Origin of the sequence: Actinomadura sp. 6K520 (assembly GCF_004349245.1) — a bacterium.
In the GTDB taxonomy this organism is placed as follows: domain Bacteria; phylum Actinomycetota; class Actinomycetes; order Streptosporangiales; family Streptosporangiaceae; genus Spirillospora.
Genome location: NZ_SMLC01000110.1, coordinates 1 through 25,264, shown reverse-complemented (window position 1 = coordinate 25,264; position 25,264 = coordinate 1). Strand labels below are relative to the sequence as shown.

Here is a 25,264-nt window from a genome sequence, read left to right as displayed (position 1 = left end):
GGACGAGACCCGGCCCGAGTACCCGGAGGCCCCGCCGACGCGACCCCAGGGGCCGCGTTCCCCGCACCCGCACGACCCGCACATGGCCACGCCGACCTCCGAGGCCGGAGAACCGTCTCCCGAAGAACCGTCTCCCGAACACCTGTCTCCCGAACACCTGTCTCCCGAAGACCTGTCCCCGCCGACGCGCAGGGAACCCGTCCTGGCGGCGCCGGTCCGGACGCGCGCGGAGACGCCGCCGGACTCATGGGGCAACGCCGCCCCGCCCGCCGACACTCCCGAACCCGCCGATGCTCCCGAACCCGCCGACTCTCCCGACACCCCCGACCTCACCGGACCCGCCGACGCCGGGACCGGCGCCGACGAGGCGCCCCCGTCCGATGGCGAGTCGTCCATCGGACGGCTCCTCAACGGTGCCGCATCGCGGCAGGCGGAGTCGCCCGGCCCCGAGCGGGCGTCCCGGACGGCGCCGGACGAGGACTGGCCGCGTGCCGGCACCGTCACCTTTCGTCCGCGGCACCCCCGCTGAAGCCTCCCGACCCCCGGAACAGAGAAACGGAGTCCCATGAACCCGCGCCAGCGTCGTGGAGTTCTGCTGATGATCCTGGCTGCGCTCGGCGCCGTTGCCGTATTCGTCAGCATCATCGGTTACGTCGGCTCTGTTCGGGCGGAGGTCGGCGTGAAGACCGACGTGCTCAAGCTCAAACGGCCGATCAAGGCGTTCACCCCGATCACCGGAGACGACCTCGAACGCATCCGGGTACCGAAGAAGTGGTCGCCGGACACGATGGTGACCGATATCGCGCAGCTGGAGGGGAAGGTCGCCGCGGCCGACCTGCCGGCGGGGTCGCATCTGCAGACCGGCATGCTCGTCCCCGGCCCCACCCTGCAGCCCGGCCAGCGCGAGATCGCCATCATGATCGACGCCGAGACGGGGGTGGCCGGCAAGGTCCACGAGGGCATGCCCGTCGACATCTACGCCACCTACCAGCGGCAGGAGGGCAACAGGCAGCAGTCCTGCGCGGCGCGGATCGTCACGGCGGCCCGGGTCATCCAGATCGGCCAGGAGACCGAGGTCAAGGACGAGCAGAACTCCTCGGTGACCGAGTCGCAGGTGCCGATCACGTTCGCGCTCAGCGCCGCGGACAGCCTGAAGCTCACCCGCGAGGAGAGCTTCGCCAACAAGATCAGGCTCGCGCTCATCGGCGGCTCGGGGACGGGCGTGGACGGCGTCAAGCTTCCCCCGGTCTGCGAAACGGTCCCGGCGAGGTGAGCCCGCGATGACCATCCAAGTCCTGCTCGGCATCGATGACCGCGACCTCGCCTCCTCGCTGACCGGCCAGTTCCGCGAGCTGCCCGACATCAAGGTCATCGCGGTCGAGACGACGTCCAGCCATCTGGCGAGCACGGTGGCGACCGTCCCGCAGCTGGACGTGGTGCTGGTGCACCAGGGCCTCGGGCCGCTGCCGGCGCTCGACCTGATCCGCGATCTGGTGGTCCGGCAGCCGCAGCTGGCCGTCATCCTGATCGCCGACGAGGCGACGGCGGAGACGCTGTCGGGGGCGATGGCGGCCGGTGCCCGCGGGGTCATCTCGAACGACCCGACCCTCTCTGAGCTGCAGAACCGCGTCCACCAGGCGTCGGAGTGGTCGCGCACCATGCGGCGGCACTTCACCTCGACGGAGGTGCCGGGGCAGAGCGGCCGGCTGGCCCGGCTGGTGACCTTGTGCGGGGCCAAGGGCGGTGTCGGCACGACCACCCTGGCGATCCATCTCGCGATCGCGGCGTCCTCGGCGGGGCAGACGGTCTGCCTGGTCGACATGGACCTCCAGAACGGCGACATCCCGGGCTATCTGGACGTCCAGCACCGGCACACCATCGCCGACCTCGCCGCCGCGGCCGGCGACCTGGACGGGGCGGTGGTCGCCGAGGCGCTCTACGTCCACCCGTCGGGGCCGCACCTGCTGCTGGCCCCCGGGCAGGGCGAGGACGCCGAGGAGATCACCGCGCGGGCCGTCCGGCAGATCCTCACCGTCGTCCGGTCCCGGTACGACGTGGTGATCGTGGACGGCGGAACGCACATCGCCGACGCCAACGCGATGGCGGTGGAACTGGCGGACGAGGCGGTCATCGTCGCGACCCCGGACGTGCCGTCGCTGCGGTCCGCGCGGCGGCTGGCGCGGATGTTCGCGCGACTCGCGATCCGCAGGGAAGAGGACGTGAGCGTCCTGCTCACCCGGCAGGACCGGCGCAACGAGATCCAGCCGGAGCTGGCACGCAAGATGGTCGGCTCCCCGCTGCGCGGCGTCACGGTGCCGGCGGTCTTCCGGGCGCTGGAGGAGGCCGCGAACACCGGCTCCCCGGGGGCGGTGAAGAACTCCGACTTCCGCAAGGCGGTCGGCAGGGCCGCCGCCGACCTCGGCCTGGTCGGCGCCGTGCCGCAGCAGGAGGCCGTCCCGCCGCCGTCCCGGCCGAAGCAGGGCGACGCGGGTGCGGTCGCGGTGGAGTTCGCCGGAATCCTCCCGCTGATCGCGCTCATCTTCCTGCTGGTGTGGCAGGTCGTCCTGATCGGGCTGACCTCCACCTACTCCAGCCACGCGGCGAACGAGGCGGCCCGCGCGGTGGCCGTGATCGGCTACGACAAGCGCAACACCGAGGAGGCAAGGGCCAACCGGGAGGAGGTGCGGCGCCGGGCGGTCAGCCGCATCAAGGGCGACTGGAAGGACCGCGAGCACCTCTCCATCAACGTCGTGGACGGCTACGCCGTCGTCACGATCGACACCCCGATCCTCATCCCGGGGCTGCGCAGCTCGTGGGGGATCGAGACCAGAACCAAGATCGTCGACGAGGGGGAGGGGTGAGGGGCATGGCGGCGCACCGATCCCGGCGCCGGGGCGACGGGGGCGCCGTGGCGCTGGAGTTCGCGGGCTCGGTGCCCATCGCGTTCTTCGTCATCTTCCTCTCCTTCCAGGCCTACATCTCCTTCACCACGGTGTCGCGCGTGGAGAACATCGCCCGCACCGGGGCCCGCGAGGCCAGCCAGCGCTACGAGCCGAACCTGTGCGTCCAGTACGCCAACAGCGTCCGGCCCACCTGGCTGAACGACTACGACATCAAGGGCGGGACCACCACGGTGGACGGCACCGAAGCCGTCTACTGCCGTGTGGAGGCGAAACTCCCGCTCATCTTCAAGGGCGTGCCCTTGGACTACACCGTGAAGCGCACCGTCACCATGCCGCTGGGGTGAGCGATGGCACTCAAGGATCGCCTCGAAGACGACCGGTCGGCCAACGACCGGACCAGCAAGAACACCGTCCAGCACTGGCGGCAGCGGCTGCTGGAGGAGATCAACCTCGACGAGCTCGCACGGCTGACGATGGCGCAGCGGCGGGCCCGGCTGGAGAAGATCGTCGGGCTGCTGGTGTCGCGGGAGGGGCCCGTCCTCGCCGCCGGGGAGCGGGCCAACCTGATCCGCCGGGTGGTGGACGAGGCGCTCGGCCTCGGTGTGCTGGAACCGCTGCTCGCCGACCCCAACGTCACCGAGATCATGGTGAACGGACCCGACTCGATCTTCGTGGAACGGGCCGGGCGGGTGTACCGGCTGGACACCGGGTTCGCCAGCGAGGAGCAGCTCTACCAGACCATCGACCGGATCGTGGCGCAGGTCAACCGGCGCGTGGACGAGTCGAGCCCGATGGTGGACGCGCGCCTGCCCACCGGCGAGCGGGTCAACGTGATCGTGCCGCCGCTGTCGCTCGTCGGGCCGATCCTGACGATCCGGCGTTTCCCCCGGGCGTACTCCGTCGAGGAACTCATCGGCATGGGGTCGATGGACCCGGCCACCGGCATGCTGCTGGCCGCGTTCGTGCGGGCCCGGCTGAACCTGGTCATCTCGGGCGGTACCGGTACGGGGAAGACGACGATGCTGAACGCGCTGTCGGCCTTCGTCCCCGAGCACGAGCGCATTATCACGATCGAGGACTCCGCCGAACTCCAGTTGAAGCAGGAGCACGTCATCCCGCTGGAGTCGCGTCCGGCCAACATCGAGGGCAAGGGCGCGATCACGATCCGCGACCTGGTCCGCAACGCGCTGCGGATGCGCCCGGACCGGATCATCGTCGGTGAGGTCCGCGGCGGCGAGACGCTCGACATGCTCCAGGCGATGAACACCGGCCATGACGGTTCGCTGGTGACGGTGCACGCCAACTCGACCGAGGACACCGTGCACCGTCTCCAGACCCTGGCCAGCATGAGCGACGTCAAGCTGCCGTTCGAGGCGATCCGCGACCAGATCGCCAGCGCCGTCGACGCGGTGGTCCAGCTGAGCCGCGGCCCGGACGGGTCCCGCCGGATCACCGAGGTGGCGGTGGTGGACCCGGCCCGCCGCGACGCCTCCGCGCTCCGGCCCGCCGTGCGGTTCGAGTTCGAGCCCATCGGCGCGGACCGCGAGGTCCGCGGCGCGTTCCGGGCGCTGCCGCTGCCGGACGCCCTGCTCACCCGGCTGTTCCACGCGGGCGAGACCGTCCCGCCGGCGTTCTCCGCCGCCGCGCGGGGACAGGGCGGCCGCCCTCCGGAGGGCGGCGGGCTGAACGGCCACGGGCCGCGGACGGGCCGATGAAACGCACCGACGAGGAGACGAGGGGGTGTCCGCTGTGAGCCTGCCACTGCCGGTGATCCTGCTGATCCTGGTGGCGACCCTGGCGCTGGCCGTCTGGGGCGTCGGCGACCTGGTGATCGGCTGGGGGCAGCGCAACCGCCTGGTCGCCCGCTCCGCGCTGGTCTCCGACGACACGATGACCGGCCTAATGTGGCGGCTGGACGTCGCGATCCGCCGCACGTCCGCCGGCAAGACGCTCGCCCGGCGGCTCGCGGCGTCGGGGATGCGTATCCGGGTGTCGACGTTCCTCGCGCTGATGTTGGTGACCGCCGCCGTGGCGATCTTCCTGATCGGGCAGTGGATGGCCCCCGTCTTCGGGATCGCCGCCGCGATCGGAGTCGGCTTCGCGTTCCTGTCCTACGTCCGGCGCCGGGAGGAACGGCGCAAGGAGGAGTTCATCGCCCAGCTGCCCGAACTCGCCCGTGTCCTGTCCAACGCCACCCACGCCGGGCTCGTCATGCGCACCGCCATCGAGATCGCGGCGGACGAGCTGGCGGATCCGGCCGGGGAGGAGCTGCGTCGCACCGCGGACGCGCTGCGCCTCGGCCAGCCGGTGGACGACGCGCTCCGCGACCTCGGCGAGCGGCTGCCGTCCCGGGAGCTCGGCGTGCTGATCAGCACGCTGGTGGTGTCCGCGCGGGCGGGCGGCTCGCTGGTCACCGCGCTGCGCACGATCGCGACGACGCTGGAGGAGCGCAAGGAGATCCGCCGCGAGGTCAAGACGATCATGGGCGAGGCCGTCGTCACCAACTGGGCGATCGGCCTGCTCGGCATCGCCGGGCTGGCGATGGTCAACGTGATCATGCCGGGCGCGCTGCGGGTGATGAGCGGCAAGCCCGTGGGCCAGCTCATCCTGGCCGCCGCCGGCGGCATGTTCATCGCCAGCCTGCTGATCATCCGCAGGATGACCCGGATCGACGTGTGAGGTGAACGTGGTCATCTACGCCATGGGGGCCGGCGGGGCCTTGTGCGTTCTCCTGGGCGTCGTCGGGCTGGCCCAGCTCACCGCCGGGGAGCGGGTCGCCACCTCCGCGGTGCCGCTGGCCAAGAAGCCCGAGAAGGAGGAGAAGTTCGTCCTGGACGTCATCGCCGACTTCCTGGGCAGCCCGTTCGCCCGGATGGCGATGGAGCTGCTCGGGCCGTGGCGGACGAAGATCCGCAAGCGGATCGACGCGGCGGGCCGTCCCGGCGGGATGACGGTGGAGACCTACGCCCGCCGTACCGCGGGCTACGCGGTGCTGTTCGGGCTGCTCGGCCTGGGGCTCATCGCCAACGGCCAGGCCGCGTTCGGGATCCTCGCCCTCCTCGGCTCCCTGCAGACGGAACTGATCCTCTACAGCAAGCGGGTGGCCCGGCAGGACGCCATCCAGCGGTCGATGCCGGACTTCCTGGACGTGCTGGCGGTCACGGTCAGCGCCGGGCTGAGCTTCCGCCTGGCGCTGGCGCGCGTCGCCGAGAGCATGCCGGGCCCGCTGTCGGAGGAGTTCATGGTGGCGCTGCGGCAGATGGAACTCGGCACCCCCCGGCGGGAGGCGTTCGAGGATCTGCGCGACCGCAACAGCTCCGAGGCGGTGAACCTGTTCGTCACGGCGATCCTGCAGGCGGAGGAACTCGGCGCGCCCCTCGGGACGGCGCTGGTCGACATCGGCGGCGACATGCGGCGCGAGGCCGCCCAGTGGGCCAAGCGCAAGGCGCAGCGGACGACGCCGAAGATCACCGCCATCACGATGTCGATGACGCTCCCGGCGCTGATGTTGGTCGTGCTCGGCGCCCTGTTCATCGGGTCGGACATGGGTGGGGCCGGTGGAATCCTCGGCGGGTAAGGGCGGGGTGTTCCCGGAGCGCGTCGGAGCGGCCTTCCGGATGCTCATGGAGATCCGGATGCTGATCACGGCGCTCAGCATGCTGCTGCTGCCGCGTGAGCACCTGACGGTCGGCGTGTTCGTGCTCATGTTCTCGATGGTGCTGCTGTCCTGGGGGACCGCGCGGAAATGGCGGGTCGTGGCTCCGCGCGTCGCCGCCCACCCGTCCCTCTACACGCTCGACATGTTCCTTTCGTTCGCGGTGCTGGGCGTGGGCGGGATCGCGGGCCCGTACTTCCTGTCCACCGTCGCGACGGCCACCGTGGCCGGGCTCCTCTACCGGTGGCCGGGCATGCTGTTCGTGGCGAGCCTGCAGATCCTCGTGTACTACGTCACGTACCTCCTGACCGCCGCGCAGGCGGGCGGCATGACGTTCCAGTCGCTGCTCGGGCAGCCTCTCTACTACCCGCTCGCCGGGTTCGCCGGTGTCGCGCTGCGCCGCCTGCTGGACGACCACGCGGCCAAGGAGGCGGCGCTGCGCCAGGCGCAGGTCCTCGCGGCGGCGGCCGAGGAAAGGGCCAGGCTCGCCCGCGAGATGCACGATTCGCTGGCCAAGACGCTCCGCGGCATCGCGCTCGCGGCGTCCGCGCTGCCGCTGTGGGCGATGCGGGACGCGAAGCGCGCCGCGCTGGAGGCGGAGCAGATCGCCATCGCCGCGGCGGTCGCCTCCCACGAGGCGCGCGACCTGCTCACGGAGCTGCGGGACGACGCCGTCACGCGGTCCCTGCACGAGGCCCTGCGGGAGGCCGCGGAGCGCTGGGCGGAGGAGACGGGGATCGCCGTGACCTGCGACCTCGACGCCCGGGTCGAGCCGGAGCTGCGCATGCGCCATGAGGCGGTGGCGATCCTCCGCGAGGTCCTGACGAACGTCGAGCGGCACGCGAAGGCGGATTCGGTGAAGGTGAGGCTCGTGAAGGAACAGGACGACCTGGTGCTGACCATCGCCGACGACGGCGGGGGCTTCCAGCCCCGGCAGCTGACGGACCTGGCGCGGGAGGGGCACTACGGCCTGATCGGCCTGCACGAACGCGCCCAGCGTGTGGGCGGCACGGTGACGATCTCGTCCCGGCCGGGGGAGGGCACCACCGTCTCCGCCCGGCTCCCCGCGGACGTGTCCGGCGATGTACCGCTCGCGGAGGTGAGCTGACATGGCAGTACCGCGCGTGGTGGTGGTCGACGACAACGTGGTCGTCCGTTCGGGCCTGGTCTCGCTGGTGGAGGCGTCCGGCGTCGAGGTCGTCGGCGAGGCGGGCGACGGGCGCACGGCCATCGAGCTCGTCGACCGGCTGAAACCGGACCTCGTCCTGCTGGACGTGCAGATGCCGCTGATGGACGGGGTTGCCGCGGCAGAGGTGCTCAGCGCCAAGACACGGGTCATCATGCTCACCTACACCGACGACCCGAAGGTGGTCAGGGCGGCCATCGGGAACGGCGCCGTCGGCTACCTGGTGCACGGTTCGTTCACACCCGAGGAACTGACGGCCGCGGTCCACGGCGTGGTGGACGGCTCGAACCCGCTTTCCCCCGCCGCGGTCTCGGCGTTGGTCGGCGCGGTCCGCGGCGACTCGCAGAGCGCCCGCGACTCCGGCGACGACAGTGATCCCCAGGATGCCCGCGATTCGCGGAGCGCACCGAAAGCCCGCGGTGGTGACGACCCCCCGGCGGTCCGGGAGACACCGCCCGGCCGCGACCGGCACGTCCTGGCGACGAGGAAGGACGGCGATTTCGGGCTGTCCGCACGTGAGGCCGATGTCATGGGGCTCATCGCGCGGGGACGTTCCAACGGTCAGATCGCCCAGCAGTTGTTCCTCGCCGAGAAGACCGTCAAGAACCATGTGAACCGCATTTATGCCAAGCTCGGCGTCACCTCGCGTGCCGCGGCGATCGCCCAATGGATTGGCACCTCGGAGGAGGACGACGGATGATGCGGGCCTCCCGGCGCCTCGGTGGCACGAGCGAAATGGATCCGGCCCTTTGGGTCCGGGGACCCCATCGTTGTTGGGCCCGACGGGCGGCGCCAATTGGGTCGCTGGGCCCTGGGGAAGGTGTTCTGGAATCCCTACTGTTGTCTGTGCCAGGGCGAGACAGAAACAGCCGGGAGGCGCCTGATGAACTCGTTGATCCCTCTCTACGTCACTCTCCAGACCTTCGTCCAGGACCGGGCCGAGCAGCTCAAGGAAAGAAGCGACCGGGGCGTCAGCGCGCTGGAGTACGGCGCGCTGATCGTGGTCGCCGCGCTGGTCGTCGGCATTCTCTACAGCCTCATCAACGGCTCGGTGCGGACCTCGGTCTCCAACGCGATCACCAAGCTGTTCAACCCCTCCGGGGGCGCCTCCAGCTGATTCCGGACGAGTCCGCGGGGCCGGACCGGCTTGAAGTGCTCCGTCAGCGCCCGATGGGGGAACCGCATCCGATGCGGTTCCCCCATCGGGCGCTGACGACTGTCCACGTCCTGGGAGAAAAATCGTGAGCCATCGCATGACTGCGGGAAGGCGCGCCGTTCGTTATGCGGCGGTGCCTCTCACTCTCATAGTCGCCCTCTCCGGATGCGCCGGTGAGGAAAAGCCGAAATCCGGGGGAACAACGTCGAAGTCGACGAAAACCGCCCAGGGAGGCGAACTCCGGCCGATCATGTCGGTGCCGCTGAATCACCAGGCCGCCCCGGCGCACGTCGATCTCCTCGCATTGAGCCGGACCGCGGCCAACACGGTCACCGCGCGCTTCAAGATCGTCAACGACGGGGAGAGCCCGATCGACCTGGCGGAGAGCCTCGGTGAACCGGGTGACGCGACCGACCCCGGACTGGGCGATCCGCTCGCCGCCAGCGGGGTCGGCCTGCTCGACGCCAAGGGCGACAAGCTGTACTACCCGCTGCAGAAGAAGACCGAGGATCAGAACAACTGCGTATGCACCAGGCTCTTCAACAATCCGGTGAAGCCCGGCGGGTACATCAACGTCTACGCGACCTTCCCCTCGCCGCCGGCCGGCGTTCAGAAGGCCACGATCGTGTTCCCGCTCGCCGTGCCGTTCCAGGACGTCCCGATCACCGGTGATCCGGTGGAGCCCCTGCAGACCCAGATCGATCCGGCCAAGGTCCAGCTCGATCAGCCCAGGGTCGCCGATGTCCGGAGCCTCACCGAGGGGACCGAGCAGACGGTGGACGACGACCCGGACGACCGGTCGGTGCGACTGTCCGCCGACGTCCTCTTCGCCATCAACAAGGCCGAGCTGACCCCGCGCGCCGAACGCCTGCTGCAGCAGGTCGCCCAGCAGATCGAGGCGTCGAAGGGGACGACGGTCCAGGTCGACGGCCATGCGGACAAGACCGGGAACGACGCGATCAACGAGCCGCTGTCGGAGCGGCGTGCGAAGGCCGTCGCCGACCGGCTGAAGAGCCTGGTGACCCGGCAGGACGTGACGTACGAGTCGGAGGGGCATGGCTCGAAGGAGCCGGTCGCGACCAACGAGACCGAGGAGGGGCGCCGCAAGAACCGGCGGGTCACCGTGAAGTTCGCCCGCCCGCCCGCACCGGCTCCGCCGCCCGTGAACGGCGAACCCTACAAGCGCGGCTCCTCGACCGTGCTGGGCTCCGCGACGTTCCAGGCGGCCGCGGCGCAAGGGCTCAAGGTCGAGGTCAACAGCCTGCACCGTGACTCTTCGGGGCTGACGATCCTGGTCTGGACACTGCGCAACACCGGGCAGGGAAAACCCGACGTCGGGCAGAAACTCGAGAAGTCCGCCTTCATTCACGGAGCCGACCCCCAGCCGATGAGGCTGGGCACCACCGGTGGTGTGATGCTCTTCGATTCCGCTGGCCAGGTCCGGTACAACCCGATGAGCCTTGAAGGCGGCCCGTGCGTGTGCAGCCGGCTCGGTGCCTCCGGTGCGAAGAAGACGATCGGGCCCGGAGAGAGCGTCGTTCTGTGGGATGCGTACGACCCGCAGGCGAACGCGGCGAACCTCGAAATGCAGGTTCCGTGGGAACGGGGCGCCGACGCCGTCGTGAAGGGACTCACGATCAGGTAGCCGCCATGACCGCCGTGGAGGACGAAAAGCAGGACGTGAGCGACGCCGGCCGGGGCGCACGCCGTTCACGTGTGCGGATGCCGTCCGCGGCCACCCGCTCGTCGGTGATCTGGGCGGCGCTGGGTTTCATCAGCGGGCTGGATCCGCTCGACGACAACTCCTTTCTCACCCATCTGCGGACAGGGCACTGGATTCTGGATCGCGGAATACCCAGGGAGGACATTTACTCCTACACGGCGCCCGGTACGCCGTGGATCGCCCAGTCGTGGCTGGCCGAGGCGCTCTATGCCGGCCTGGACGAGCTCACGGGGCCGAGGGGCATCCTGGTGTTGAACGGCATCGTCAGCGCCGCCATCGCGTTCCTGGCGTTCCGGCTGGCCGATCGGCTGCGGAACGGCGGGCGAACCGTGCACATCGTGCTGCCGGCACTCGCGGTGTCGTTGCATTTCTGGGTCGAGCGTCCGCTGCTCTTCGGCATCCTGGCATTCCTCGTCCTGCTGTGGACCATCGAGGTTCCGGATTCCTGGGCGGGCCGGCGTCCGCTGGCGACCGTGCCGGTGCTGATGTGCCTCTGGGCGAACGTGCACGGGTCCTTCGCGCTCGGATTCTGCTACATCGCGCTGCATCTGATCGGGTGCCGGCTCGATGGAGCGGCGCTGTGGCGGGGGAGGGAGCGCCGGTTGATCTGGGCCGCGGCACTGGGCTTGGCGGCGTGTCTCATCAATCCCTATGGACACCGGCTGCTGTTCTTCCCGCTGACCCTGCTGTCGAGGGGAGAGGTTCTCAGGAACGTCCAGGAATGGCAGTCACCGGACTTCCGATCCACGCTCGGTGTCGCTTTCGCCGTCTGGATCGCGGTGTTCGTCGCTGTGCTGGCGCGGGCTCCCCGCAGGGCCTCCCGGCGCGACCTGGTCGTGGCCGTCGCCTTTCTGCTGCTCGGCTTCTGGGCGCTGCGCAACCTCGCCGTCGTCTCGCTCGTCGGCCTGCCGATCGCGGCACGCCTGCTCGCGCACCCCGAGAAACGTCAGGTACGGCGCTCGCCGGCCGATCTGGGCATCATCGTGGCGGTGCTGGCGGCCGTGGCGCTGGTATCGGGGACGAGCCTGTCGAGACCGGTCTTCGACTTCGGCGAATATCCCGTCCGGGCCATGCGGGTGATCGAGCAGAGAGGTCTGCTGGGGCAGCGGCTCTTCACGACGCACACCTGGAACGCCTACGTGATCCACGCCTACTGGCCACGCCAGAAAGTGTTCATGGACGATCGCTATGACATGTATCCGGTGGCGTTCACCAAGGAGTACATGAAGGTCCGCAACGGAGGTCCAGAGTGGCGGGGAATGCTCGACCGGTACCGGGTGAACGTGGTGATGTGGGAGACGGGCACGCCGCTCACCGAGCTGGTCTCCAAGGACCGGGCGTGGCAGCGGATCCACCGCGATCCCCAGGCGACCGTTTTCGTCAGGCGCTGACCCGGATCGGCGAGGCCGGCGGGCGTGAGGTCACGGCCGCCTGGGCGCTCACGCGTGTGATCATGTTCGCGATCCTGCTGCTTCCCTGGTACCCCATCGATCCGGTCAGCGGCGACACCGGGTTGTACCGGGAGTGGGCAGGCCAGCTCGTCACGGGGCAATTCCCGGTCGATGACGAGCGGTGGCAGTATCCGCCGCTGGCGGCACTCGTGATCGTCCTGCCGCAGCTGCCGGGGACCGTTTACGGGCTCTGGTTCATGCTCGCCGCGCTCCTGCTCGACCTGCTGGTGCTCCGGCTCCTGCTCCGCGTCTCCCGGAAGGCCGTGGGCGGGCAGGCCATGGGCGCCTGGAGCTGGGTCGCCGGGCTCTTCCTGCTCGGCCCGGTCTGCTACTTCCGCATCGACCTGCCGGTGACGGCGGTCGCGGTGTGCGCCATGCTGGTGATGGCGCGGTCACGGGCGTTCGGCGCCCTGGTCGCCGTCGGGACGCTGATCAAGGCATGGCCCGCCGTCCTGCTGCTGTCACTCCCGCGCGACAGGGCGTGCGTCCGTGCGGTGACGGCGTCCGCGCTGACCGGCGTGGGAATCGTGGGCCTGATGTCCGTGTTCATGGACGATCTGTGGGCCTTCGTCGGCGGACAGGGGGGCCGGGGGATCGAGATCGAGGCCGTCGCGGCCATGCCGTTCCATGTCGCGCGGCACTTCGGCTGGGCGGGATCGGTCGAGCACAGGTACGGGTCCTGGGAACTGCTGGGCCCGGGTGTCCAGGTGGCCGGGCGGCTGAGCATGGGACTGACGCTGGCCGGGCTCGCGCTGATCGGCGGCATCGCGTGGCGTCGTCGTCCTGACGCGTGGAATCCGGCCTTCGGCGCCGAGGTGGCGCTCGCCGCCACCCTGATCGCGGTGATCACCAGCCGGGTGCTGTCCCCCCAGTACATGATCTGGGTCATCGGTGTGGCGGCGGTCTGCCTTTCGTACCGGGGTGCCCGGCAGGGGGCCGTGGCGCTGCTGGTACTGGTCGCGGCGGGGTTGACCCATCTGGAGTTCCCGGTGGTGTGGCACGCGGTCCGGGACGGTGATCCACTCGCGACGGGCATCGTCGCGGTGCGGAACCTCCTGCTGATCGGTGCGGCGGTCGTCGTGGTCCGCGGACTGTGGGCGGGCAGCAGGACCGGCGAGGAGGACAAGGAGGTCAGGCCGGGGCGAGGCTGAAGTCATCGAACGTCACCTGGGTGCCCGGGTCGGTGCCCAGACGTCCTTCGCGGCCGGCGATGATTCCGGTCGTTCCGCCGAGCAGGGGGCTGATCGTGTCGGTGGCTTGAGCGACCTCCCTCCCGTCGACCAGAGCCTTGATCGTGACGCCTTCTCCGGTGTCGACGCAGATCGCGCCGACCTGTGCTCCCGCGACGGCGTTACCGGTGGACGGCAACGCGGACTTGGCCAGTTCGCTGCCGGAGATGGGGCCGCCCTTCCTGATCCTGGCCTGTCCGTTGCGTTTCACGAGCACGGCATACTGCGCTTCGCCCGAACTGCGGCAGTAGACTCCGGCCTCATCCTCGGAATTCGCCGACTGAATGCGCACCGTGACCGTGACCTTCACGTTCTTCGGCGGGTCCGCTACGGGGGCCTGCTGTAACTGGTAAAAGCCCGTGCCGTATTGGGATATCGCGAAGGCCCCGTCCCTGTACTCTTCGTACTCCCTGTTCGCCCGGCCCGTCTTCCACCCCGAATCCGGATCGGAGAAGTCGTCGCTCAGCAGGCTGCCCGAGTCGCCGCCGCCCAGGTCCGGCCGGAGGAAGGCGACCAGGCCGCCCGCGACGGCCAGGGCCGCGATGATCCCGACGGCGAGCACCAGCCGGTGGCGGGACATGCGCCGGTCCGAGAAATAGCGGGTGCGGCCGTCCGACGCGGGCGGGAGGGACGTGCCCGCGGGGATCTCCGGGACCGTCGGCCCGACCATTCCCACGGACCGCGCCGCCCGCTCGGTGTCGCTCTGGCCGGTCAACTCCTGCAGCAGTTGCGCCGCGGTCGGACGCGCCTCCGGGTCCTTCGCCAGGGCGCGGGCGACGAGATCGCGCAGGGGCGGCTTCAACCCGTCCAGGCGCGGTTCGCCGTAGACGGTCTTGTAGAGCACCTCGCCGACGTTCTCGCCGTGGAACGGGAGCCTGCCGGTTCCCGCGTAGGCCATGACGCTGCCCCAGGAGAACACGTCCGCCGCCGCCGTGATCGGCCGGTCGACCAGCCCTTCGGGTGCCATGAAGGCGGGTGTGCCCATGCTCTGGCCGGCGCGGGTCAGGCGGTGGTCGGTGCCCAGCCGCCGCGCGATCCCGAAATCGATGACGCGCGGTCCGAACGGGGACAGCAGGATGTTCTCCGGCTTGAGGTCCCGGTGGACGACCCCGGCGCTGTGGATGGCGGCCAGCGCGGTCGCCACGCCGACGGCGAGCCCGTCCAGGTCCGAGCCGCCGAGCCTGCCGTGGGTGGAGACGACGCGTTCGAGGGTGGGGCCCTGGACGTACTCCGTGACCACGTAGAACGGCTCGCCGTCCATTTTCGCGTCCAGGACGGGTGCCGTGCAGAACGGATGGACCTGGCGTGCCGCGGTCACTTCCCGGCGGAAACGCTCACGGAAGTCCGGGGTGCCGGTCATCTCCCGGTTGATGATCTTGATGGCCACCCGCCGGCCGTCCGGGGTCTCGGCGAGATGGACCGTCCCCATCCCCCCTCTGCCCAGTTCGCGCACCAGCCGGTAGGGGCCGACCCGGCGGCCGGGGAGTGCGGCATCGTCCGTATCCGCCGAAGTCATGCCGCCGACGTTAGCCAGGCCCGCAGGGCGCGGCAAGTAGCGTCCGATATGGGTCTCAAGGCCCACCGCGAGCCCCGTCGGGCGTAACGAGAACGGGGTTCGGCCGGGTCCGGGGGCCCTGGGTAATCAGGCACACAAAACCTACCGTGTTAGAGCATGCGTGCTGTGTTCTCGGCCTGGCTGACGTCGGGCGTCATCGCCGTCTTCGCCCTCCTCGTGCTGAAGGTGCTCGCTCCGGCGGACGGGCAGGCCGAGCCGGTCGACGAGTACGCGCGGGTCCTGCGCGTCCACCTGCCCTGGCTGGCGTTCTGCGTCCTCATGGCCGTCGCCGCGGGCAGCTACGTCCGGGACTGGGCCAACGATCTCGGACGCGCCCTCGCCGCGTTCCCGGCGCCGCTGCTCGGCGGCGTCGCCGCCGGATTCATCGGCCTTCCCGCCTCGAGCACGGCCGTGGGCGTGCTCCTCCATCTGATCGAGGCCGCTCTGGGCGTCCTCGTCGGGCTGGCCCTTTCCAAGGCCCTCGCTCAGCGGTGGGAGGTGGACGGCTCCGACCGCAGGGAACGCGGCGCTTGGCGGAGGAGCCGCTGATGGGGAGGTGCGTTTACGTCCGGCCCCCGGTGCCTTTCTGATTCCCCCGGCCGCAAAGCCTCGGTGCGGGAACGGCTGGCGGCGCCATTTTCCGATTGGGTCTCAGGGCCCTGTCGCGCGATTCACGTGCTCCATAAGATCCTAATTCGGGCAACTTCTCGATCTCGTGACGGTGGGGCGTAGATGCTGCAACGGATCAGGTCCGCTGGCAGGTATGGGGGCGACGCGGGTGTCGCCACGTCCGTCCTGGTCATGGGCATGGCCGTGGTGCTGGCGGCGGGCTTCCTGGCGTTCGGCCGGATCGCCCAGGCCGGCGACATGCGCAACCGGGCCCAGATCGGCGCGGACGCGGCGGCGCTCGGCACCCTCGCCCCGTTGCGGGACCAGGCGGTCAACCTGGCGCTGAGCGGCATCGACCCGTCGGCGGCGGGCTACTGGTCGGTGGGCTCGTCCCCCGAGTCCGCGGCGGAGAAGTTCGCGGGCGAGAACGACGTGAACGTCACCAAAGCCCGGCTCAGCGGCATGACCGGCAACACGGCGATGGTGCAGGTCGCCACGAAATGGTGCCAGCTCAAGAACAAGGACGAGCTGACCGAGAAGGAGAAGGACGACCTCCGTAACCGGCGCAACCTGTGCACCGACAGCTCCGGAGAAAAGGGGATAGGCCGCTCGGGGACGGCGACCGCCGTGGCGAAGATGTTCACGCCGGCGTGCACGTTCGACTACGCAGACCCCGTGGAGCCTGAGGACCCCGAGGAAGAGCCGACCGGAATCGGCCCCGTCCTGCGGGTCGTCTGCGAAGCCGCCGGGCAGCGCGTCCAGGTCTTCCCTAACGGCAACCGGGAACGCGTCACCCGGCTGTTCAGGATCCGGCTGGTCGACGACGAGGACCCGGTCGCCTACAACGGGGCGCCGAGCGTCCTCGGGTCGGGTGGCAGCGGCGCGGTCGTCAACCACTGCGCGAAGGACGAGAGCAAGACTCCGACGGAGGATCTGAGCTTCGGCGCCGCCGTGGTGGCCTGGTCGCTGTGCTGGCTCGGCACCCCCTACGCGTGGGGCGGCGGCAACTACAGCGGGCCCACGCGTGGAATCTGCTGCTCACCCGGCGGATACGACGGGCGGAACTACTTCGGGTTCGACTGCAGTGGGCTGACCCTCTACGCCGTTTACCAGGCGTCCAGGGGACGGATCGCGCTCGGGCACTACACCGGCAACCAGATCGCCGATCCGCGCGGCACACCGGTTCCGACGAACCAGCTCAAGCCGGGCGACCTGCTGTTCTTCGGCACGCCGACACCCCACCACGTCGCCATCTTTTACGGCGACGGCAAGATGGTCGAGGCCCCGCAGACCAACGACGTCGTGAAGATCTCCCCGCTGCGGTCGGTGGACGCCGCCCGCCGGTTCGGCTGAGCGGGCGGGCGGCACCCGGAACCCGGTCCGCGAATCCGGCTGCCGGCCTGATCAGTAGCCGGTGTAGGCGCCCGTGGAGGGGCGGCGGGCACGCCGGCGGGCGAGCAGCCACCAGGTCGGGACCGCGCCGAGGAGGCCCGCGATCGTGCTGGCCGCGGTGGTCTGGGCGGGGGAGCCCTGGACGAGGCCCAGGACGATGCCGAGGAGCGTCGCCAGGCCGGGGACGAGCAGCACGGCGAGGGCGTGCCGACCGGCGTTCTCCCGCTGCGGGGAGGGGTGCACCACGGCGCTGACGAGGGCCATCAGCGCGAACACGACGAAGGTCGGGAGTGCCGTCCACAGGAGCACGCCCGTGACCGACTCCAGGTCGTCCTTGGAGACGGCCGCGCTGACGGCGATGCCGGCGGTGCCGATGCTGCCGGCGACGACGACCAGGATGGCCGCCGTCCACGCTCTTACAAGATCCATGTTCGCCTCCGCCGTTCGGGGTCAGGCCTTGACCGCGACGCTGCGCACGATCTGGTCCACCAGCGCCTGGGTGAGCTTGTTCTGCAGGCCGGTGAGCCGCACGACGGCCGACTGGCGGTCGCCGATGATCACGCCGATGTCGACCGCCCTGACCGGCGCGCCGGCAACGGTTCCGGCGCGGGCCTGGGGGTTGGGGTAGGAGTAGTCGACACGGAACGCCTCGTCGGCGCCCGGGACGTCGATCTCCCGGTTCGGGCCGCGCTGCACGTTGCCCAGGTTGAACTGGACGACGGTGATCGCGGACTCGGTGACCAGTTTGGCGTTCGGGATCTGCGGCACGTCGGTGATCACGCCGATCCGGGCCTCGACCTCGCCGTTGTCGGCGAGCTCGGCCAGGAAGGACCAGCCCTTCGGCGGCTTGGCCGGCTTCCAGGCGGGCGGGTGGGCCAGCCTGACCGGACCCGCGGCGGCCGGGGTGAATCCGGGGGGGACCTCCGGCTGCGCGGTCTTCTGCGGGGATGCCGGGCGCTTCCCGGCGTCCTCCGGCTCGCCGCCTCCGCAGCCGGCGGCGACGGCCGCCGCGAGGAGGACCGGCAGCACGGCGCCCGGCCACCGCCACCGGCCGGGTCCCGGTCCCGGATCTGAGCTCATCCGTCTCCGCTTCCTCATGGTCGTTCTCCGCCGGCCGGACCCCTGCCGCCGGGGACCGCGATCGTCACAGAGCGGCCGCGTTCACCGCGACCACGGCGGCGCCGACCGCCATGAGCAGCGGCCCCACCGCGAGCAGTTGCAGGTAGTGCACGCCGAGGCGCTCGGCGGTGTCCTCGGGGTGGGCGGGATCGTAGACCACCGTCACGGACCTCCCCGGCTTGGGCCCGGGAAACGAGTACAGCGAGCTGCTCGCCTCGACCGGCCGGCCCTGCTGAGTGGTGAACCGGAACCGTCCCACGCGGCTCGTGGTGCTCGGGCCGCCGGGCCCCAGCACCTCGTCCCGTCCGACGAAGACTCCGCTGGCGCGGAGCATCCGGCTCTGGAGGCGCAGCCGCTTCACCACTTCGTAGACGCCGCCGCAGAAGACCGCGACTCCGAGGAGGACGCCGATCAGATTGCCCATCGTTCTCTCCTGCCCGTGGGGTTCGGCGGATGGCCGTGCGCGTCACTGGCACTCCTCGAAATCCTTCCACTCTCTCGTGCCCCCGGGGCCCTGGGCGCCCAGATACTGGGCGTCGGTGACCTGCCGGCCGGAGTTGGAGACGGCGTAGTTGGCGCCCAGCTTGAGACCCAGCTTGACGTTCGCCCCGTACGAGGCGTCGGACTGGTCGTAGTCGTAGGTCACCTTGGAGGTCTTGCCCTTGTCGTACAGCAGCTGCTGCAGCGGGTGGGCGCCCTCCCCGGGCGGCTCCGTCGGGGCCATGTCGTCCCAGGTGAGGCTGAGCAGCTGACCGCCCGGGCCGCCGGTGTTGAACGGATTGAGCAGGTACTCGGCCAGGGTCGCGCGCTCGGCGTCGGTGGTGATCGGCAGAGTGGTGGTGACCGTGGTGGCCTTGCCGTTCACGATGTGGACCTGGGTGAACGAGGCGCTCTTGATGTTCCCGTTCTTGTCCTTGGTGATGGTCATCGCGCCGGTGGCGTTCGCCCTGCCCTGCGCGCCGGGCACCAGGTGGTTCTCGCCGTAGTTGACCTCGCCCGTCAGCATGAAGGTCATGGAGGTGTCGCCGGTCTTCTTGTCGTCCTCGTAGATGACCTTCTCGGTGCCGCTGATGCCGACGTAGGCGTTCAGGTTGGGGGTGACGCCGTTGCTGCCGCGGGAGTCGGGGAGCTTGTCCTGCCAGTTCTCCTTGCGGTGCCTGCCCACGTACTCCGGCTTGTCCCGGGGGCCGATGCCGAGGCCGGCGGTGAGCGAGCCGGTGATGTCGAGCTGGCCCTCGTAGCGCTGGATGGTCGGTTCGGGGATGTCCGGTCCGGCGAACGCGTCGTAGATGTTCCCGCCGATCGACCCGAGAAGGCCGCCGTTCTCCTTCACGGCGTCGATGGAGTACTGCTCCTTGATGTCGTTCATGAACGCGTTGGCGTCGTCCTCGGCGTTCGGCCCGTCGAACACCCAGCCATCGCCCGCGCCGACGCGGAGCGTGGCGTCCACGCTGGCGTCCGCCCCGACATTGAAGATCTTCCCGGCGTTGATGCCGACGCCGACCCCGGTGCCGACGCCGCCGCTGACGCCTTTGATCGCCATGACCTTGACCGTCTTCTTGCCGTCGGGCCCGATCGTCGTGAACTTCAGGAACCCGTAGTCGCGGCCGACCGAGAAGATCGCCACCTCGACGGAGCCGCCGTAGCTGTCGCTGGTCAGGTTGGCCAGGCAGTTGGGCTTGAGCGCCCTGTCGTGCCGGGACTCGCACTCGCTGTCGTCCGCGGCGAACAGCTTGCAGAGCGCGTACTCGACATCGGCCCCGAACGTGCCGGGCGATACGACACTGAAAAGTACGCCCAGCATCAACGCCGCGACGGCGATGAGCGCGGCGTACTCCTTGGCGCTCGCACCGGCGTCAGAACGTCGCTCGCGCGGGAGTTCCACCGCGGCCACCCCTTCACCGAAAATCCAGCCGAGAAGCTGCGAGATTACGATGCGGACGGGTGGCGGGGACAGGGCACAGAGACCTAAACAAAGGCCCAGTCATTGGGGACCGAAATGCTGGGTCGCCCCAAAGACGGGTGCCCCGGGCCGCCTCGGTGGTTCGCCTGATTGGGTCCAGAGGCCCAAGCGCCGGATGGCGTGCGCCGGGCCGGGGCCGCTTGGACGGCCCGCGGAGTGTGCGTGTTCGCCGCCCGCGGACTCGCCGTACCGTTCACGACCCGGATTCGGAACCGGCCGGTCGTCACCTGCCTCCGAAAGGCAGCCTGCCTTCCGGATATTCGCGCAGTTCCTCGACGCTGTGCAGCCCGCCGTGATCGTCATCGACGATCAGACGCCAGCGCCCCGCCGCGGCCTCGATGACCTCCATGGCGATGGCGTCGGCCCGGACGCCCCCCGACATCCGCAACTCCACCACCCCGTGCGGCGTGACGCCCAGCTTCTCCTCGTGCTCCAGCCAGTGCTCCACCTCGACCTCGGGCACCGAATCGGGGTCGACGGTCACCCAGATGTGCGCGTCGCCCCGGCGAATATGCCCGTTCACCCACTCGCTGGGGCGCCGTTCCCCGCCGAGGTCCTCGATCAGGTCGAGGAACGTCTCGGGATCGGGCTGTTCCGCCGAAATCAGCAAGATCTTGGAGCTCACGGCGTCACCGTATCAAATGTTCTCACCGTGCTCCCGCAGATATTTCTTGAGTTCGTGCTCGGTGCGGACGACCTTGATTCCCTGATCCGCGTACACCTTGACCTGGCGCAGCGACCATTTCGGCGCGAAGACGATGATCGGTTTTCCTGAAGGGTTGACCTTGGGGTTCCCAAGGTTTCCCTTCACCTGGGACACCTTGCCGGCATTCTGCCCGTTGGACACCTCGATGACGAACTTGTTCGTTTCGATGTCGATCTGGCCGTGGCTGCCGTTGGGCCCGTACTTGCGGTCGACATCGCGCACGATGCCCCGGATCGACCTGGCGGTGGTCGCCTCCAGTTTGTCGTCGGCCCTGGGCGACTTCATCTTGTTGTCGATCTTGGCGTCGACGGCCTTGGCGCGCAGCGCGTCGACGTCCTTCTGCGCCCGGTTCGCGGCGTCCTTGTTGGCGGCGGTGGGGTTCTTCTCCGCGGCGGCGCGGGCCGCGTCGGCATTGGCCTGCGCCTTGTCGATGAGGTTGTCGGCGTCCTCGAATCTGCCCTTCGCCAGGGCGTCGTCGATGTCCTTCTTGAGCTGTGCCCGCTCGACGACACGGTCGGCGCGCTCGCGGGCCTGCTGCGCCTCGGACGCGTTCTGGCAGGGGGTCTTGGGGGCGGCGCCGAGGACGGCCCCGCCGAACCGGCCGAAGGAGACGTACCGTCCTGGTTCCGGTGGCCCGAGGGAGACCGTCTTGCAGCCGGCCTCCTTTGCGTCCTTGCGGGCCTGCTCGGCTTTCCGCCGCGCCTCGTCGGCCGCCTTGCGCGCCCCCGGGATGTCGCCGCGCTCGGCCAGGTCCCGGGCGCGCTCCGCCGCGGAGTCGGCTCCCTTCGCGAGCCTGGCGACGTCGTCCGCCTTGGCGGCCTTGTTCGCCAGCTTCCCGAACTTGCCGATCTTGCTGAACGCCTTGCCGATGTCATAACCGGGGATGAACCAGGAGCCCACGTTCCAGATGCCGCGGAAAACGGCCTTCGTCTTGCTCCCGTTCTCCCACTCGTCGCGGGACTTGTCGTCCCAGACGAGCTGCGGAATGGATTCCGTGGGATGCGTGATCGCCCACCAGATCCCCTTGACGGAGTCGATCGGATTGGCGACGAGGTCCTTCAGCCCGACGAGGTCGTCCCAGATGCCGCCGCCCAGCCCCGAGAGGGCGTCGCCGAAGAAGTTCCCGACTCCGCCGAAGAAGCCGGTGACCTGGTCCCCGAACGCCTTCCACCCGGCGCCCGCCGGGTTCATGCCGGCATAGGTCTGACTCCACGTCGGACCCCACCCGCCCGGTGTGCCCGGGCCGCCGGGGTCGCCCGGGCCACCCGGGTCGCCAGGGCCTCCGGGGTCCCCCGGGTTTCCCGTCCCCACCGGGCCGCCGTTACCGGATGTGCGAGACGTTCCGTCACCCGGAGGGCCAGATCCTCCGGATGGGATGCAACCCTCCTGGAACAACCGACAGATCGCGGATTTCGTCCGCAGCGGAACCGTGTTCGTCGTCGCCGCCACAAGGGCGCCGATGACGACGACCGACACCAGCAGGAGCCCGGCATATTCGAGTCCGCTCGCTCCGGTGTCGCGCGGCCGATGCCGTCGCCCCCACCACACCCCGTGAACGCCTCCCCGCCGATGCCCACGTTCGTTTCGAGGAACCTATTTGAACGGCGGGGAGGTCCACGTGGGCCCGGGGACCCATTCAGGGGCCCAAATCCACGATCCTGACTTCAGGTGACCGTGACACAACTGATCGGCGTCAGAAGTACGAGCCGGATGCCGGTGCCCTCCCGGCGAAGTGGTTCTTCGCGTCCGCGCGGAACAGCAGAACCAGGATCACGGCGGGGAGGACGAGATTGACCACCCCGCGCGGGTCGCCCTGGCCGATCGCGGAAAGCGCCAGTAGTACGTAGAAGACTTCGAGGGCGATGATTCCGCGCCTGAGCGCCGTCCCGCCACGAGGAATCCGCAATGCGAGCACGAAGCTGATCACACCGGGCAGTGCGAACCAGACGGCGGCGCCGATGGCCGCGGCCGTCACCCCCACCGTGACAAGGAACGCCAGTGTCATGAGGAGCGTGAGGCCGGCGACAACGAACATCAGTACCCGCACGGTCTTCACCTGATTTGGCATGGCCTAACCATTGCGTGCGAAGAACGGCGCACACAACTCCCCGAGCGGGCCCACGCCGGCTCGGGCATCCGGAATTGGGCCCCAGGGCCCTGGCCCCGGCTCGGGGTGATCGTTACCGTCCGCACCGGAGATCGTGCGGCGCTACCGGTCTCCGGTGCGCCTTGTGGCGGCCGACGGCCGGGGCGGGGCGCAGGGGCAGGGGCCCCGCCGGGTGCGACCGCCGATTATGGTGCCGGGGGCGAAGTCAGTGCCGGATCGGGGCGAGGTTCGATGGTCGGGTGGGTGTTGGTCCCCGTGGGGCTCGTCGTCGGCCTGCTCCTCGCGCCGCTGGCGACACCGTTCGTCGGGGACGTCCCGCGCCGCCGCAGAATACTGATGGGCCTGGTCACGGCCGCCGCGTTCGGCGTACTCGGATGGCGCGTCGGGCCGGAACCCGTCCTGGCGGCGCTGCTCTACCTCGCCGCGGCCGGTACGCTCCTCGCGTTCATCGACGTCGCGGTCAAACGGCTGCCCGACCGTTTCACGCTGCCGTCCTACGGCATCGCGGCGGCGCTGCTGGCCGCCGCGGCGCCCTTCACCGACGACGGAATGCGGCGTTTCCAGCACGCGCTCATCGGCATGGTGGTCCTGTTCGTCCTCTATTTCGTCCAGGCGTTCGTGGCGCCTTCGGGCATCGGAATGGGGGACGTGAAGCTCTCCGGCGTCCTCGGCCTCTACCTCGGCTGGTTCGGCCAGGACGCGTGGATGGTCGGCGTCCTGGCCACCTATCTCATCGGGGGCCTCGTCGGCGTCGGCATCATGATCGTCCGCCGTACCCGGAAGGGCGAGTTCCCGTTCGGCCCGTACATGTTCGTCGGCACGTTCCTCGCGGTCCTGATGTTCTCCGGCTAGCCGCGTGTTCTCCGGCTAGCCGCAGAGGTTCTTGCCGGCCTTGACCCCTCCGCCGATCTTGTTGATGGGCGGCGGGGCGAGCCGGACGCCGTTCCTCCCGATGACGAGCCGCACGCCGTCCGGGACACCGGCGTCGACCGTGAGCTGCGCGTCGGGGACGTCCCGCGCGAGCACCGAAGCCTGCGCCTCGGCGGACTCCGCGTAAAGGAGGCGGCTCTCGGGCGCCTCGGCGGCCTTCTCCACCTTCCGGGCCACCTGGTAGCCGCGCTTTCCGAGCTGCCTCACGACCCGCTCGACCAGGGCGTCCTTGCCTCCCGCGTCGACGACGGCGACCTTCACGTCCTTCGGGCGGAGCGGCGCCTGCCCGGCCCCGGCCGGCTTGGCGGGCTCCGCCGGCAGGTCGTTGTCGTGCCGGATCGCCGCGAAAAGCGGTCCGGCCAGTTCCTCGTTCCACTGGACGCGGTTGGGGTCCGGCGCGTAGCGCTCGACCGGTACGGTCACGAAGCGCACCTGCCCCGCGCTCATTCCCCTGAGCCCGTCGGCCAGCTTCCGCATACGCCACAGGTCCAGGTCGTCGTCCGTCGTCATCGACTTCGTCGCGGCCTTGAGGAACTTGTACGTCTTCGCCGGGTCGCTGAGCACCGAGTCGGTGGCCTTCTCCGCGACCGCCGCCATGAACTTCTGCTGCCGCTCGATCCGCTCAAGGTCGGACCCGTTCCCGAGCGAATACCTCGCCCGCACGTAGCCGAGCGCCTGGTCGCCCCGCACGGTCTGCTTCCCGGCTTTCAGATAGAGCTCGGCCCTCGGGTCGTTCACGGGCTTGTCCACGCAGATCTGGACGCCCCCCAAGGCGTCCACCATCCGCTTGAACCCGGAGAAGTCGACCTGCACGAAGTGGTCGATGTGGATCCCGGTGAGCGACTCCAGCATCTTCCACGTACAGGTGGGGCCCGCGAACGCGAACGCGGTGTTCAGCATCCCGAACCGCGCTGGAACGGTCCCGCCCTCGTCCCTCTTACACGCCGGGATCTTCACCATCGAGTCCCGCGGAAAGCTGATCCCGACGGCCTGGTCCCGGTTCGGCGACAGATGCAGCAGGATCGCGGTGTCCGACCGCGCCCCCGACATCCCCGGAACCGCGTACTCGGCGTTGTCACCCGCCCGGGTGTCCGACCCGATCAGCAGCACGTTGAGCGACTTGTTCAGCTTCTTCGGCCGATCGTCCCCGAGTTGCCCGCCGACGTCCTTCTGCTCGATCCCGCCGACCAGGTCCCGATAGAGCCAACCCGCCCCCGCACTCCCGACCAGCATGACGAGGACCAGCCCGAGCGCGACTCGCCGCACGACCTTCCGCCGGCGCCTCCGCCGGCCCCCCGGACCGCCGGCGTCCCCGGAGGCACCCCGCCCATCATCCTGAAGCGCCGCGGCACCATCGACCCCGTCACCGCTCTCCGGCTCCCCGACTTCGGAATCCTGCCCGGACGGACTCTGCCGATAGGCGTCTCGAAGCACACCTTCGCCGTCACCGGCGCCTGGCGTCCCCGCCTGCTCACCGCCGCCGGCGGCGTTGTCATCGGTCTCGGCCGCGGCCGGACTCTGCGCCGCGCCTGGTGCGTCCCCGGGGGGCGGTGATGTGGCGGACCCTTGGGCCTTCGAGC

Annotated in this window: 24 protein-coding genes and 1 pseudogene; 16 read left to right on the top strand and 9 right to left on the bottom strand. The window is 69.9% G+C overall.

Features of this window, described 5'->3' with window-relative positions; all coding sequences use genetic code 11:
* The 13 genes and pseudogenes from E1289_RS38370 to E1289_RS25205 form a co-directional block, all read left to right on the top strand.
* Nucleotides 1-529, top strand: a pseudogene (locus E1289_RS38370) (hypothetical protein); the annotation flags it as partial.
* Nucleotides 530-598: 69 nt separating this feature from the next.
* Nucleotides 599-1,273, top strand: coding sequence for a Flp pilus assembly protein CpaB (gene cpaB / locus E1289_RS25260; RefSeq protein WP_165970602.1), 675 nt, complete (start codon nucleotides 599-601; stop codon nucleotides 1,271-1,273).
* A gap of 7 nt (nucleotides 1,274-1,280) precedes the next feature.
* The gene (locus E1289_RS25255; protein WP_131984332.1) at nucleotides 1,281-2,861 is read left to right on the top strand and encodes an AAA family ATPase; all 1,581 of its coding nucleotides are present in this window, start codon (nucleotides 1,281-1,283) and stop codon (nucleotides 2,859-2,861) included.
* Between the two features lie 5 nt (nucleotides 2,862-2,866).
* Entirely contained in the window at nucleotides 2,867-3,247 is a 381-nt protein-coding gene (locus E1289_RS25250) for a TadE/TadG family type IV pilus assembly protein (protein WP_131984330.1), read from the top strand.
* A 3-nt stretch (nucleotides 3,248-3,250) separates the two neighbouring features.
* A complete protein-coding gene (locus tag E1289_RS25245) occupies nucleotides 3,251-4,618 on the top strand; it encodes a CpaF family protein (protein WP_131984328.1) in 1,368 nt (455 codons plus the stop codon).
* Nucleotides 4,619-4,643: 25 nt separating this feature from the next.
* Nucleotides 4,644-5,582 (top strand): type II secretion system F family protein, encoded by a 939-nt coding sequence (locus E1289_RS25240; RefSeq protein WP_243713127.1) that lies wholly within the window; start codon nucleotides 4,644-4,646, stop codon nucleotides 5,580-5,582.
* A gap of 7 nt (nucleotides 5,583-5,589) precedes the next feature.
* The gene (locus E1289_RS25235) at nucleotides 5,590-6,480 is read left to right on the top strand and encodes a type II secretion system F family protein (RefSeq protein ID WP_243713126.1); all 891 of its coding nucleotides are present in this window, start codon (nucleotides 5,590-5,592) and stop codon (nucleotides 6,478-6,480) included.
* Nucleotides 6,461-7,666, top strand: coding sequence for an ATP-binding protein (locus tag E1289_RS25230; protein ID WP_131984326.1), 1,206 nt, complete (start codon nucleotides 6,461-6,463; stop codon nucleotides 7,664-7,666). Before E1289_RS25235 ends, E1289_RS25230 begins: the two co-directional genes overlap by 20 nt.
* A gap of 1 nt (nucleotide 7,667) precedes the next feature.
* Complete coding sequence (locus E1289_RS25225) at nucleotides 7,668-8,444, top strand: response regulator transcription factor (RefSeq protein WP_131984324.1); 777 nt, start codon at nucleotides 7,668-7,670, stop codon at nucleotides 8,442-8,444.
* A gap of 183 nt (nucleotides 8,445-8,627) precedes the next feature.
* A complete protein-coding gene (locus E1289_RS25220; RefSeq protein ID WP_131984322.1) occupies nucleotides 8,628-8,861 on the top strand; it encodes a hypothetical protein in 234 nt (77 codons plus the stop codon).
* Between the two features lie 295 nt (nucleotides 8,862-9,156).
* Nucleotides 9,157-10,545 carry an OmpA family protein gene (locus E1289_RS25215; RefSeq protein WP_165970601.1) on the top strand — a complete coding sequence of 463 codons (1,389 nt, stop codon included), beginning with the start codon at nucleotides 9,157-9,159 and terminating at the stop codon, nucleotides 10,543-10,545.
* 5 nt (nucleotides 10,546-10,550) lie between these two features.
* Nucleotides 10,551-12,014 (top strand): hypothetical protein, encoded by a 1,464-nt coding sequence (locus E1289_RS25210; RefSeq protein ID WP_131984318.1) that lies wholly within the window; start codon nucleotides 10,551-10,553, stop codon nucleotides 12,012-12,014.
* A complete protein-coding gene (locus tag E1289_RS25205) occupies nucleotides 11,963-13,225 on the top strand; it encodes a glycosyltransferase family 87 protein (RefSeq protein WP_131984316.1) in 1,263 nt (420 codons plus the stop codon). The genes E1289_RS25210 and E1289_RS25205 overlap by 52 nt, the downstream gene beginning before the upstream one ends.
* Here E1289_RS25205 and E1289_RS25200 read toward each other — a convergent pair.
* A complete protein-coding gene (locus E1289_RS25200) occupies nucleotides 13,206-14,819 on the bottom strand; it encodes a serine/threonine-protein kinase (protein ID WP_131984314.1) in 1,614 nt (537 codons plus the stop codon). The genes E1289_RS25205 and E1289_RS25200 overlap by 20 nt on opposite strands.
* A 156-nt stretch (nucleotides 14,820-14,975) precedes the next feature.
* Here E1289_RS25200 and E1289_RS25195 point away from each other — a divergent pair, with 156 nt between their 5' ends.
* A complete protein-coding gene (locus E1289_RS25195; RefSeq protein ID WP_131984312.1) occupies nucleotides 14,976-15,407 on the top strand; it encodes a hypothetical protein in 432 nt (143 codons plus the stop codon).
* Nucleotides 15,408-15,590: 183 nt separating this feature from the next.
* Nucleotides 15,591-16,820 carry a C40 family peptidase gene (locus E1289_RS25190; RefSeq protein ID WP_207929134.1) on the top strand — a complete coding sequence of 410 codons (1,230 nt, stop codon included), beginning with the start codon at nucleotides 15,591-15,593 and terminating at the stop codon, nucleotides 16,818-16,820.
* A gap of 51 nt (nucleotides 16,821-16,871) precedes the next feature.
* Here the strand turns inward: E1289_RS25190 and E1289_RS25185 are convergent, their stop codons facing one another.
* The 7 genes from E1289_RS25185 to E1289_RS25155 all read right to left on the bottom strand — a co-directional run bounded on the left by E1289_RS25185 (nucleotide 16,872) and on the right by E1289_RS25155 (nucleotide 22,715).
* A complete protein-coding gene (locus E1289_RS25185; RefSeq protein ID WP_131984310.1) occupies nucleotides 16,872-17,288 on the bottom strand; it encodes a hypothetical protein in 417 nt (138 codons plus the stop codon).
* A 21-nt stretch (nucleotides 17,289-17,309) separates the two neighbouring features.
* Complete coding sequence (locus E1289_RS25180) at nucleotides 17,310-17,939, bottom strand: hypothetical protein (RefSeq protein WP_131984308.1); 630 nt, start codon at nucleotides 17,937-17,939, stop codon at nucleotides 17,310-17,312.
* Nucleotides 17,940-18,003: 64 nt separating this feature from the next.
* Complete coding sequence (locus tag E1289_RS25175; RefSeq protein WP_131984306.1) at nucleotides 18,004-18,402, bottom strand: DUF3592 domain-containing protein; 399 nt, start codon at nucleotides 18,400-18,402, stop codon at nucleotides 18,004-18,006.
* Nucleotides 18,403-18,444: 42 nt separating this feature from the next.
* On the bottom strand, nucleotides 18,445-19,863 hold the full coding sequence (locus E1289_RS25170) for a hypothetical protein (RefSeq protein WP_131984304.1): 1,419 nt from the start codon (nucleotides 19,861-19,863) through the stop codon (nucleotides 18,445-18,447).
* A 301-nt stretch (nucleotides 19,864-20,164) separates the two neighbouring features.
* Nucleotides 20,165-20,566 (bottom strand): hypothetical protein, encoded by a 402-nt coding sequence (locus tag E1289_RS25165; RefSeq protein ID WP_131984302.1) that lies wholly within the window; start codon nucleotides 20,564-20,566, stop codon nucleotides 20,165-20,167.
* Between the two features lie 12 nt (nucleotides 20,567-20,578).
* Nucleotides 20,579-21,838, bottom strand: coding sequence for a hypothetical protein (locus E1289_RS38365; RefSeq protein WP_165970600.1), 1,260 nt, complete (start codon nucleotides 21,836-21,838; stop codon nucleotides 20,579-20,581).
* Nucleotides 21,839-22,340: 502 nt separating this feature from the next.
* Nucleotides 22,341-22,715, bottom strand: a complete 375-nt coding sequence (locus E1289_RS25155; RefSeq protein ID WP_131984300.1) for a hypothetical protein — start codon at nucleotides 22,713-22,715, stop codon at nucleotides 22,341-22,343.
* A 282-nt stretch (nucleotides 22,716-22,997) separates the two neighbouring features.
* Here E1289_RS25155 and E1289_RS25150 point away from each other — a divergent pair, with 282 nt between their 5' ends.
* Nucleotides 22,998-23,606, top strand: a complete 609-nt coding sequence (locus E1289_RS25150; protein WP_243713125.1) for an A24 family peptidase — start codon at nucleotides 22,998-23,000, stop codon at nucleotides 23,604-23,606.
* Nucleotides 23,607-23,621: 15 nt separating this feature from the next.
* On the opposite strand, the gene E1289_RS25145 is transcribed toward E1289_RS25150, so the two are convergent.
* Nucleotides 23,622-24,950: an LCP family protein gene (locus tag E1289_RS25145; RefSeq protein ID WP_131984296.1), complete on the bottom strand. Its 1,329-nt coding sequence runs from the start codon at nucleotides 24,948-24,950 to the stop codon at nucleotides 23,622-23,624.
* Nucleotides 24,951-25,264: the final 314 nt, after the last annotated feature.

Excerpts from the sequence above, each read along its gene's own strand:
- cpaB (WP_165970602.1), top strand. The coding sequence starts at position 599 with ATGATCCTGGCTGCGCTCGGCGCCGTTGCCGTATTCGTCAGCATCATC.
- E1289_RS25255 (WP_131984332.1), top strand. The coding sequence starts at position 1,281 with ATGACCATCCAAGTCCTGCTCGGCATCGATGACCGCGACCTCGCCTCC.
- E1289_RS25250 (WP_131984330.1), top strand. The coding sequence starts at position 2,867 with ATGGCGGCGCACCGATCCCGGCGCCGGGGCGACGGGGGCGCCGTGGCG.
- E1289_RS25245 (WP_131984328.1), top strand. The coding sequence starts at position 3,251 with ATGGCACTCAAGGATCGCCTCGAAGACGACCGGTCGGCCAACGACCGG.
- E1289_RS25225 (WP_131984324.1), top strand. The coding sequence starts at position 7,668 with ATGGCAGTACCGCGCGTGGTGGTGGTCGACGACAACGTGGTCGTCCGT.
- E1289_RS25220 (WP_131984322.1), top strand. The coding sequence starts at position 8,628 with ATGAACTCGTTGATCCCTCTCTACGTCACTCTCCAGACCTTCGTCCAG.
- E1289_RS25210 (WP_131984318.1), top strand. The coding sequence starts at position 10,551 with ATGACCGCCGTGGAGGACGAAAAGCAGGACGTGAGCGACGCCGGCCGG.
- E1289_RS25200 (WP_131984314.1), bottom strand. The coding sequence starts at position 14,819 with ATGACTTCGGCGGATACGGACGATGCCGCACTCCCCGGCCGCCGGGTC.
- E1289_RS25195 (WP_131984312.1), top strand. The coding sequence starts at position 14,976 with ATGCGTGCTGTGTTCTCGGCCTGGCTGACGTCGGGCGTCATCGCCGTC.
- E1289_RS25190 (WP_207929134.1), top strand. The coding sequence starts at position 15,591 with ATGCTGCAACGGATCAGGTCCGCTGGCAGGTATGGGGGCGACGCGGGT.
- E1289_RS25185 (WP_131984310.1), bottom strand. The coding sequence starts at position 17,288 with ATGGATCTTGTAAGAGCGTGGACGGCGGCCATCCTGGTCGTCGTCGCC.
- E1289_RS25180 (WP_131984308.1), bottom strand. The coding sequence starts at position 17,939 with ATGAGCTCAGATCCGGGACCGGGACCCGGCCGGTGGCGGTGGCCGGGC.
- E1289_RS25175 (WP_131984306.1), bottom strand. The coding sequence starts at position 18,402 with ATGGGCAATCTGATCGGCGTCCTCCTCGGAGTCGCGGTCTTCTGCGGC.
- E1289_RS38365 (WP_165970600.1), bottom strand. The coding sequence starts at position 21,838 with ATGAACCCGGCGGGCGCCGGGTGGAAGGCGTTCGGGGACCAGGTCACC.
- E1289_RS25155 (WP_131984300.1), bottom strand. The coding sequence starts at position 22,715 with ATGCCAAATCAGGTGAAGACCGTGCGGGTACTGATGTTCGTTGTCGCC.